This window comes from Pseudoxanthomonas sp. GW2 (assembly GCF_000283075.1).
Classification (GTDB): Bacteria; Pseudomonadota; Gammaproteobacteria; order Xanthomonadales; family Xanthomonadaceae; genus Pseudoxanthomonas.
On record NZ_ALIP01000039.1, the window covers coordinates 1 to 9,151 of the forward strand.

Annotated in this window: 10 protein-coding genes; 2 read left to right on the plus strand and 8 right to left on the minus strand. The window is 72.4% G+C overall.

Features of this window, described 5'->3' with window-relative positions; translation table 11 throughout:
- Both B351_RS0103230 and B351_RS0103235 read right to left on the minus strand, forming a co-directional pair.
- The coding region (locus B351_RS0103230) for a magnesium chelatase domain-containing protein (protein WP_019397617.1) at window positions 1-495 on the minus strand (495 nt) is incomplete at its 3' end.
- A gap of 6 nt (window positions 496-501) precedes the next feature.
- On the minus strand, window positions 502-777 hold the full coding sequence (locus B351_RS0103235; protein ID WP_019397618.1) for a ubiquinone biosynthesis accessory factor UbiK: 276 nt from the start codon (window positions 775-777) through the stop codon (window positions 502-504).
- Between the two features lie 191 nt (window positions 778-968).
- Here B351_RS0103235 and B351_RS0103240 point away from each other — a divergent pair, with 191 nt between their 5' ends.
- Entirely contained in the window at window positions 969-1,307 is a 339-nt protein-coding gene (locus B351_RS0103240) for a P-II family nitrogen regulator (RefSeq protein WP_019397619.1), read from the plus strand.
- A gap of 26 nt (window positions 1,308-1,333) precedes the next feature.
- Here B351_RS0103240 and B351_RS0103245 read toward each other — a convergent pair whose 3' ends face one another.
- Window positions 1,334-2,002 (minus strand): RIO1 family regulatory kinase/ATPase, encoded by a 669-nt coding sequence (locus B351_RS0103245; RefSeq protein ID WP_019397620.1) that lies wholly within the window; start codon window positions 2,000-2,002, stop codon window positions 1,334-1,336.
- Window positions 2,003-2,233: 231 nt separating this feature from the next.
- Window positions 2,234-3,085 (minus strand): polyamine aminopropyltransferase, encoded by an 852-nt coding sequence (gene speE / locus B351_RS0103250; RefSeq protein ID WP_019397621.1) that lies wholly within the window; start codon window positions 3,083-3,085, stop codon window positions 2,234-2,236.
- A 153-nt stretch (window positions 3,086-3,238) separates the two neighbouring features.
- On the opposite strand from speE, the gene speA reads away from it, so the two are divergent.
- Window positions 3,239-5,128 carry an arginine decarboxylase gene (speA, locus tag B351_RS0103255; protein ID WP_019397622.1) on the plus strand — a complete coding sequence of 630 codons (1,890 nt, stop codon included), beginning with the start codon at window positions 3,239-3,241 and terminating at the stop codon, window positions 5,126-5,128.
- A 37-nt stretch (window positions 5,129-5,165) separates the two neighbouring features.
- Here the strand turns inward: speA and B351_RS0103260 are convergent, their stop codons facing one another.
- The 4 genes from B351_RS0103260 to radC form a co-directional block, all read right to left on the minus strand.
- Window positions 5,166-5,915: an SDR family NAD(P)-dependent oxidoreductase gene (locus tag B351_RS0103260; protein WP_019397623.1), complete on the minus strand. Its 750-nt coding sequence runs from the start codon at window positions 5,913-5,915 to the stop codon at window positions 5,166-5,168.
- Between the two features lie 224 nt (window positions 5,916-6,139).
- Window positions 6,140-6,913 carry an SPOR domain-containing protein gene (locus tag B351_RS0103265; RefSeq protein WP_026010292.1) on the minus strand — a complete coding sequence of 258 codons (774 nt, stop codon included), beginning with the start codon at window positions 6,911-6,913 and terminating at the stop codon, window positions 6,140-6,142.
- Window positions 6,914-6,941: 28 nt separating this feature from the next.
- Entirely contained in the window at window positions 6,942-8,630 is a 1,689-nt protein-coding gene (gene argS, locus B351_RS0103270; RefSeq protein ID WP_019397625.1) for an arginine--tRNA ligase, read from the minus strand.
- Between the two features lie 76 nt (window positions 8,631-8,706).
- Window positions 8,707-9,151 (minus strand): DNA repair protein RadC (gene radC / locus B351_RS0103275; protein WP_019397626.1); only part of this gene is annotated, 445 nt, incomplete at its 5' end.

The window sequence follows — 9,151 nt, forward strand, 5'->3', positions numbered from 1 at the left end:
GGCGCAGGTTTCCAGCAGGGTGCGCGCGACATAGGCCTCGGCCTGGCGTGCCAGCGCCGCTTCGGCCGCGCTGGCGGCCGGCACCACCAGGCGGCGGCCGTCGCGCGCGGCGGCCAGCACCGCCGGCAGCACGCCGTCCACCGCGCGCAGCTCGCCGGTCAGGCCCAGCTCGCCGAGGAACTCGCAGCCAGCCAGCGCGTCGCGGTCGATCTGGCCGCTGGCGGCGAGGATGCCCAGCGCGATCGGCAGGTCGAAGCGGCCGCCGTCCTTGGGCAGGTCGGCGGGGGCCAGGTTGATGGTGATGCGCCGCTGCGGGTACTCGAACTGCGCGCAGAGGATGGCCGCACGCACCCGGTCGCGGGATTCGCGCACCGCCGCCGCCGGCAGGCCCACGATCTGGGTGGAGGGCAGGCCGCCGGAGAGGTGGACCTCGACCTGCACGGCCGGAGCCGCCACGCCCGCACGGGCGCGGCTGTGCACCAGGGCCAGGCCCATGGTGGATCAGTGGGCGGTGCCGCTTCCGCCGTCGCCGGCGGCCAGCCGGGCTTCCAGCTGCTCCACCGCCCGCTCCAGCTCGTGCAGCTTCTCGCGGGTGCGCAGCAGCACCGCGCGCTGGACGTCGAACTCCTCGCGGGTCACCAGGTCCAGGCGCGACAGCCCGGCCTGCAGCGCGGCGCGGAAGCTGGCCTGCAGCTCCTCGCGCGATTCGCGCAGGCCCGGCGGGACCAGCTCGCTCAGGCGGCGGGCAAGGTCGTCGATGTGGTTCAGGTCGATCATGGGTGCTCCTCCGGCGGGATGGGCAGTGTGCGCCGGCGACGGGGGGCACGGCAGTCGGCGGGGTTCGCGGCGCGGCGTGGGAAAACTCCGAGCCTGGCGCATTGGACAGGAGGCGGGTGCTGCTGGGCAAGCAGCGCGGCGCGGTATCCTGTGCGCCCCGTTATCCCATGTGGCGACCCGGAGACCAACGCATGAAGATGATCATGGCCGTGATCAAGCCGTTCAAGCTGGACGACGTGCGCGAGGCACTCGCCAGCCAGGGCATCGCGGGCATCACCGTCACCGAGGTCAAGGGCTTTGGCCGGCAGAAGGGCCACACCGAGCTCTACCGCGGCGCCGAGTACGTGGTCGACTTCCTGCCCAAGGTGAAGGTCGAGGTGGCGGTGACCGACGACCGCGTCGACGCGGTGGTGGAGGCGATCGTCAAGGCCGCGGCCACCGGCAAGATCGGCGACGGCAAGGTGTTCGTGTACGACCTGGGCCGGGTGGTGCGCATCCGCACCGGCGAGCTGGACGCCGACGCGCTCTGAGGCGCGCCGGCGATCCGGTCGGCGGCTCAGCCGCCGAAGGTGGCCTTGAACCCGCGGTAGAAGCGCTTCCAGCCATCGCGCACGGCGGTGACCCAGCGCGGATCGGCCAGCACCTGCGACACGAACTCGCCCGGCGCGCGGCCGGTCAGGCGCTGCTCGATCTTCAGCGCGTTGGCCAGGTCGCTGCGGCGCAGCTCGCGCACCACCGGGGCGTTGCGCATCCAGCGCGGCACGCGCAGGGCCGAGGCGAAGTCCAGCAGGACCACGCGGTTGCCGCTGACCATCACGTTGGCCGGGTGCAGGTCGTTGTGGGTGATGCCGTTGGCGTGCAGGTGCGCCAACGCGCCGCGCAGCTGGCGGAAGGTGTCCTCGCTGACCCGGCGCTGCGCGCCCAGCGGTTCGCCCGGCACGAACTCCATCGCCAGCGCCAAGCCGCCGACGATGCCCAGCAGCATCGGCGCGTGCGCCCAGTCGCGCAGGCGGCCCAGCGCGCGCGCCTCGCGCCGCACCAGCAGCCGCGCCAGCGGCGCCAGCGGGGTGCGGCGGTAGCGGCTGTAATCCTTGACCACGGCCACGCGGCCCTTGACCAGGGTGCGGTAGACGTCTGGCTCCAGCAGGCGGGTGCCTTCCTTGAGCAGCACGGGCGCCTCGAACTGCCGCCCGGCGATGCCTGCGGCATCGGCAAAGGTGTTCATGGCTCTTCTTCTTCTTCGTGCCCGCGGGAAGGGGAAGGGGGAGCCGCGGGGTGGGGGGTAACACCAGGCGCAAATATAAAACCGGCGCGTCTGGTAACTATGAATGTTAAGAAAAGGCTATGTTCCGTTCGCAGAACGGAGCCTTAAAAAGTTCAGGTTTCCCTGCCGCCAGCTGAACGGGTCAGCGCGTGGCGGCGCCGGCGGGGACATGGCCGCCGGGCCGGGTCCGGCTTACTCGCCCAGGGCCTGGGCCACGAACGGCGGGGCCACCAGCACGCCGCGGTGCAGGTGCGCGGTGTAGTAGCGGGTGCCGAAGCCCTTGGCTTCGGCGTCGGCCTCGCGGAAGCCGAAGCCCTGGCCCTTGCGCGCCAGGGTCACGCTCCACCAGCCGGTCGGGTAGCACGGCTGCGGGAACGGCAGGGTCTTGAAGGTCGAGAAGCCGGCCTTGCCCATCTCCGCGCGCATCGCCTTGATCAGCTCCAGCTGCGCCAGCGGCGATTCGGACTGCTGCACCAGGATGCCGTCCTCCTTCAGGGCGCGGAAGCAGCTGGCGTAGAAGTCCTTGTTGAACAGGCCCTCGGCCGGGCCGACCGGGTCGGTGGAGTCGACGATCACCACGTCCACGCTGCCGGCCGGGCAGTTGGCCATGTAGGCCACGCCGTCGTCGAACAGCAGCTCGGCGCGCGGGTCGGCGTTGGATTCGCACAGCTCCGGGAAGTGCTTCTCGGCCATGCGCGTGACCTGCTCGTCGATGTCGCACTGGGTCGCGCTCTCCACGCCCGGGTGCTTGAGCACCTCGCGCAGGGTGCCGCAGTCGCCGCCGCCGATGATCACCACGCGCTTCGGCGCGGCGTGGGTGAACAGCGCCGGGTGCGTGATCATCTCGTGGTACAGGAAGTTGTCGCGGCTGGTGAGCATCACCGCGCCGTCGATCAGCATCAGGTTGCCCCAGTCGGTCGTGCGGTAGACCTCGATCTTCTGGAAGCGGGACTGCACCTCGTCCAGCTTGGCCTCGACCCGGTAGCCGATGGCCGATCCGGTCGGCTCGAAACGCTCGATGTACCAGTTGTCCTGGGTGCTCATGGGCAGTCCTCGTGGGGAGCAGGGGGTGCCGCGGCGGCGGCCGGGAGGGCGGGGCGCCGCCGGGGGGCGGCGGCGAAGGGCGCGCATTGTAACGGAGCGCGGCGCACGTCGGCGCTAGAATGCGCGTCCTTTTCACCATCCGAGTCCTGCCCGATGAGCGACTGGTCCGCCGACCGCGCCCGCGCCACCTGGTCCATCCCGCACTGGTCCGGGGGCTATTTCGACGTGGCCGACGGCGCGATCCAGGTGCGGCCGCGCGGCGAGGGCGGCCCGGCGCTGCCGCTGCCGGAGCTGGTGGAGGCGGCGCGCGCGCGCGGCATGCAGCTGCCGCTGCTGCTGCGCTTCCCGGACATCCTCGGCGACCGCCTGGCGCAGCTGCAGTCGGCCTTCGCCCTGGCGATGGACGACGCCGGCTACGCCGGCGGCTACACCGCGGTGTACCCGATCAAGGTCAACCAGCACCGCGGCGTGGCCGGCACCCTGGCCTCGCACCACGGCGAGGGCTTCGGCCTGGAGGCCGGCAGCAAGCCGGAGCTGATGGCGGTGCTGGCGCTGTCGCGGCCCGGCGGGCTGGTGGTGTGCAACGGCTACAAGGACCGCGAGTACATCCGCCTGGCCCTGATCGGGCGCAAGCTGGGCCTGGAGACCTTCATCGTCATCGAGAAGCCATCCGAGCTGCGGCTGGCGATGGAGGAGGCGCGCGCGCTGGGCGTGCAGCCGGGCCTGGGCGTGCGCATGCGCCTGGCCTCGCTGGGCGCCGGCAAGTGGCAGAACAGCGGCGGCGACAAGGCCAAGTTCGGCCTGTCCCCGCGCCAGCTGCTGGACCTGTGGAAGAACCTGCGCGACAGCGGCATGACCGATTGCCTGCAGCTGCTGCACTTCCACATGGGCTCGCAGATCTCCAACGTGCGCGACATCGCCAACGGCATGCGCGAGGCGGTGCGCTACTTCAGCGAGCTGTCGCGGCTGGGCGCCGGCATCCGCTACATGGACGTGGGCGGCGGCCTGGGCATCGACTACGAAGGCACCCGCTCGCGCAGCGAGTGCTCGATCAACTACGGCCTGCACCAGTACGCGGCCAACATCGTGCAGCCGCTGGCCGAGGCCTGCGCGGCGCAGGGCCTGGCCCCGCCGCGGATCGTCACCGAGTGCGGCCGCGCCATGACCGCGCACCACGCGGTGCTGGTGGCCGACACCATCGAGGTCGAGCAGGCGCCGGAAGGGCGCGTGCCGGACCCGCACGACGACGAGCCGGCGGCGATCCGCCACCTGCGCGAGCTGCATGCCGACCTCGACCGCCGCCCGCCGCTGGAGCTGTTCCACGAGGCCCAGCACTTCCATGCCGAAGGCCTGGCTGCCTACGCCCTGGGCCAGATCGACCTGCCGCAGCGCGCGCGCGTGGACGACCTGTTCTACGCCGTGCTCAACGGCGTGCGCGCGCGCCTGGACGGCAACGAGCGCAGCCACCGCCCGGTGCTGGACGAGCTCAACGACCGCCTGGTCGACAAGTACTTCGTCAACTTCAGCGTGTTCGAGTCGATCCCGGACGTGTGGGCGATCGACCAGGTATTCCCGATCGTGCCGATCGAGCGCCTGGACGAGGCGCCGACCCGCCGCGGCGTGGTCGCCGACATGACCTGTGACTCCGACGGCACGGTCAAGACCTACGTCGAGAACGGCGGCCTGGACACCTCGCTGCCGCTGCACCCGGTGCGCCGCGGCGAGCGCTACCGCCTCGGCTTCTTCCTGGTCGGTGCCTACCAGGAGATCCTCGGCGACATCCACAACCTGTTCGGCGATACCGACGCGGTCGAGGTGCGACTGGCCGAGGGCGGCGGCTACGAGCTGGCGCAACAGCGCCGCGGCGACACCACCGACGTGATGCTGGACTACGTGGGCTACCGCCTGGACGACCTGCGCGCGGCTTACGCGCAGCGGGTGCACGACGCCGGGCTGCCGCAGGAAGAGGCGCTGGCCATGGCCGCGGCGCTGGAGGCGGGGCTGACCGGCTACACCTACCTGACCGACTCGCCGTTCGAGTGACGGTGCCGGCGCGCGGCGGCGCGGCCGCCGCCGGCCGTCAGCCGCGGTGCACCTGGAAGCCGGCGAAGCTCTGCGTCACCGGCATGATCTCCAGCCGGTTGATGTTGAGGTGCGGCGGGAGGGTCGCCACGTAGTAGATCTGCTCGGCGATGTCCTCGGCGCTCATCGGGTGCGCGTCCTTGTACAGCGCGTCGGAGGCGGCCTGGTTGCCGTGGGTGCGGACCAGGGTGAACTCGGTCTCGGCCATGCCCGGCTCGATCGTGGTCACGCGCACGCCGGTGCCGTGCAGGTCGCTGCGCAGGTTCAGCGAGAACTGGCTGACGAAGGCCTTGGTGCCGCCGTAGACGTTGCCGCCCGGGTACGGGTACACGCCGGCGACCGAGCTGATGTTGATGACCGCGCCGCGGCGCTCGACCAGCTTCGGCAGCAGGCGGTGGGTGAGCGTGACCAGGGCGGTGATGTTGGTGTCGATCATCACCTTCCAGTCGTCCAGCGAGGCGTGGGTCGCCGGCGCGGTGCCCAGCGCCAGCCCGGCGTTGTTGACCAGCACGTCGATCCCGGCGAAGGCCTCCGGCAGCGCGGCCAGGGCGGCATCCATGGCGGCCGCGTCGCGCACGTCGAAGACCGCCGGGTGCACGTTGTCCGCGCCGAGCTCGGCGACCAGGGACTGCAGGCGGTCTGCGCGGCGGCCGGTGGCCACGACCTTCCAGCCGGCGGAGACGAAACGGCGCGCCGCCGCCCGGCCGAAGCCGGAGGTGGCGCCGGTGATGAACACGGTCTTGGACATCGTGGATTTCCTCGCGGGAGAAACCCGCCGATTCTCGCACCGTCACGCGACGGTGGCCCACCGCATGCGAGGCCGGGCTTCGGCCTCCCTGGGCGCTGTGGGCATGGGCAGCACCCCCTGGGCCAGGGGGTGCGCGCCGGCGGGCGCAGGGGGTATGGATGCAGCGGGCACGGGGCCCGGGATTGTGCCGGGCAAACCTTGGGGTGATTCCGCCCGGGGCGGAATCACTGCGCCCTGATCGCCACCGCCGGCAGGCCGCCTTCGGCCAGCGCCTGCTTGGCCGCGGCCAGCTCGCTGGCGCTGCCATACGGCCCCATGCGCACGCGGTACACGGTGCGCCCGCCGGCCTCGCCGGATTCCACCCGGGCGCTGAGCCCGAGCATGGCGATCTTGGCCTTCACTTCCTCCGCATCGCCGGGCGCGCCGAAGGCGCCGGCCTGCAGGATGTAGCGTGCCTCGCCCGTGCCGGTAGCGGCCTGGGCCGGCGCCGGCGGGGCGGGCGTGGGCGCACCGGCATCGCTGCCGGCGGCCGGCATGGCGGTGGAGGCGCCGGCCATGGCCGGGTCCGGCTCGCGCAACGGCACCGGGTCCGGGGCGCGGCCTTCCAGCGCATCGCGGGCGCGGCGCGCCTCCTCGCGTTCGCGGCGGGCCTGTTCCTCGCGCGCGCTGGCGGCCAGCTCGGCGTCGGACATGCGCACCTCGTTGCCCGGCAGCACGGTGTAGAAGTCGTACTGCGGCGGTGGCGGCGCGGCGGGGCGCGCCGGCTCGGCCGGCGCGGTCTCGGCGATGGCCTCCGGGTCGGCCACCGGCGGCGGCTGCGCGTCGGGATCGGCGCGCGGGCCGAAGCGGACGAAGCCGTCGCCGTCCTGCTTCAGCAGGCCTGGCGCGCCCAGCACCACCAGGGCGCCGAGCGCCAGGCCGGCCACCAGCCACACCCACGCCGGCCGGCCACTGCTGCCGTTGCGTCGTGCCTGGCTCTTGCCGCGTCTTGCCGCCATCGTCTTCCGGTCTCCGTAGCCTGGTGCCTTACATGCGCTCCGGCGCGCCCACGCCGAGCAGGCCCAGGCCGTTGGCCAGTACCTGCTGCACGGCGCGGGCCAGCGCCAGGCGCGCGTCGCGCAGCGGGGCCTCGTCCACCAGCACCGGCGTGTTCGCATACCAGGTGTGGAAAGCATAGGCCAGGTCGCGCAGGTACTGCGCCACCAGGTGCGGTTCCAGCGACTGGCCGGCCGCCTCCACCACCTCCGGGTAGCGCGACAGTTCCACGACCAGCGTCAGCGAGCCGTCGTCGTCCAGGCGGGCGAGGTTGGCCAGGCCGTTGTCCTGGTCGAAGGCGTAGCCCTTCTCCCCGGCCTGGCGGAACAGCGCGGCCACGCGGGCGTGGGCGTACTGCACGTAGAACACCGGGTTGTCGTTGCTCTGCTGGCGCGCCAGGTCGATGTCGAACACCAGCTGCGAGTCGGGCTTGCGGGCGACCAGGAACCAGCGGGTGGCGTCGCGGCCGGCCTCCTCGATCAGGTCGCGCAGGGTCAGGTAGGAGCCGGCGCGCTTGGACAGCTTCACTTCCTCGCCGCCGCGCATCACCGTGACCATCTGGTGCAGCACGTATTCCGGCCAGCCCTTGGGGATGCCCACGTCCAGCGCCTGCAGGCCGGCGCGCACGCGCGCCAGCGAGCCGTGGTGGTCGGCGCCCAGCTCGGTGATCGCGCGTTCGTAGCCGCGCTGCCACTTGCTCAGGTGGTAGGCCACGTCGGGCACGAAGTACGTGTAGGTGCCGTCGGACTTGCGCATCACGCGGTCCTTGTCGTCACCGAAATCGGTGGTGCGCAGCCACAGCGCGCCGCCTTCCTCGTAGGTATGGCCCTTGGCGGTGAGCTCGCGCACGGTCTCCTCGACCTTGCCGTCGCGGTACAGCGAGCTTTCCAGGAAGTAGATGTCGAACTCCACCCCGAACGCGGCCAGGTCCTGGTTCTGCTCGTTGCGCAGGTAGGCCACGGCGAAGCGGCGGATGGCCTCGATGTCCTCGACGTCGCCGCTGGCGGTGACCGAATGCCCCTCGATCTCCACGGTGTCGCCGCGCCGGTAGGCGTCGGCCACGTCTTGGATGTAGTCGCCGTTGTAGGCCTCCGCCGGCCACTGCGCGTCGCCGGGCTTGAGCCCGCGCAGGCGCGCCTGGGTGGAGCGGGCCAGGTTCTCGATCTGGACGCCGGCGTCGTTGTAGTAGAACTCGCGCTTGACCTTCCAGCCATTGGCGTCGAGCACGCGGGCGATGCAGTCGCCGATCGCCGCGGCGCGGCCGTGGCCCACGTGCAGCGGGCCGGTCGGGTTGGCCGAGACGTATTCCACGCCCGCGGTGCGGCCCTGGCCGGAGGTGTTGCGGCCGTACTCGGCGCCGTGGCGCAGCACGCCGGCGACCTCGCGCTGCCACGCGCCCGGGGCCAGATGGAAGTTGATGAAGCCCGGCCCGGCGATCTCCACCCGGGCGATGTCGTCGCTGGCGGGGAAGGCCTCGACCAGCGCCTGGGCCAGCGCGCGCGGGTTGGTGCGCGCGGCCTTGGCCAGCAGCATCGCCGCGTTGGTGGCGAAGTCGCCATGCTCGCGGGTCTTGGGGCGCTCGATCACGAAGTCGGGCATGGGGGCGTCGGCGGGCAGCTTGCCGGCGACGCGCAGGGCTTCGATACCCTGGCTGACCAGGGCCTTCAGGAGGATCTTCACGGGGGACCGGTTCTGCGGTTTGGCCGCCTATTTTACCCGGTCCGCGGGCCCGGGCCGATGCCCGCGCCGGCGGGGCCTAGAGCAGGCCGCGCGCGGCCATCGACACCGGCTCGCCGTCGCCGACCACGAAGTGGTCCAGCAGCCGCACCTCCACCAGGGACAGGGCCTGGCGCAGCCGGGCGGTGATGGCGCGGTCGGCGGCCGAGGGATCGGGGCAGCCGGAGGGATGGTTGTGGCCGACGATCACCGCCGCGGCGTTGTGCGCCAGGGCCCGGCGCACAACCTCGCGCGGGTGCACCTCGGCGCCGTCGATGGTGCCGGTGAACAGCTCCTCGAACGCCAGCGCCCGGTGGCGGTTGTCCAGGAACAGGGCGGCGAAGACCTCGTGCGGGCGCGGCCGCAGGCGGCGGGCGAAGTAGCGGCCGGCGCTGGCCGGGTCGGTCAGGGCCTCGCCGCGCTCCAGGGCGGCGGCCAGGTGGCGGTTGCCCAGTTCCAGGGCCGCGGCCAGGGCGCAGGCGCGG

What these genes read in the sequence shown, in the direction of transcription:
- B351_RS0103235 (WP_019397618.1), bottom strand. Translation starts at nt 777, where the DNA reads ATGATCGACCTGAACCACATCGACGACCTTGCCCGCCGCCTGAGCGAG.
- B351_RS0103240 (WP_019397619.1), top strand. Translation starts at nt 969, where the DNA reads ATGAAGATGATCATGGCCGTGATCAAGCCGTTCAAGCTGGACGACGTG.
- B351_RS0103245 (WP_019397620.1), bottom strand. Translation starts at nt 2,002, where the DNA reads ATGAACACCTTTGCCGATGCCGCAGGCATCGCCGGGCGGCAGTTCGAG.
- speE (WP_019397621.1), bottom strand. Translation starts at nt 3,085, where the DNA reads ATGAGCACCCAGGACAACTGGTACATCGAGCGTTTCGAGCCGACCGGA.
- speA (WP_019397622.1), top strand. Translation starts at nt 3,239, where the DNA reads ATGAGCGACTGGTCCGCCGACCGCGCCCGCGCCACCTGGTCCATCCCG.
- B351_RS0103260 (WP_019397623.1), bottom strand. Translation starts at nt 5,915, where the DNA reads ATGTCCAAGACCGTGTTCATCACCGGCGCCACCTCCGGCTTCGGCCGG.
- B351_RS0103265 (WP_026010292.1), bottom strand. Translation starts at nt 6,913, where the DNA reads ATGGCGGCAAGACGCGGCAAGAGCCAGGCACGACGCAACGGCAGCAGT.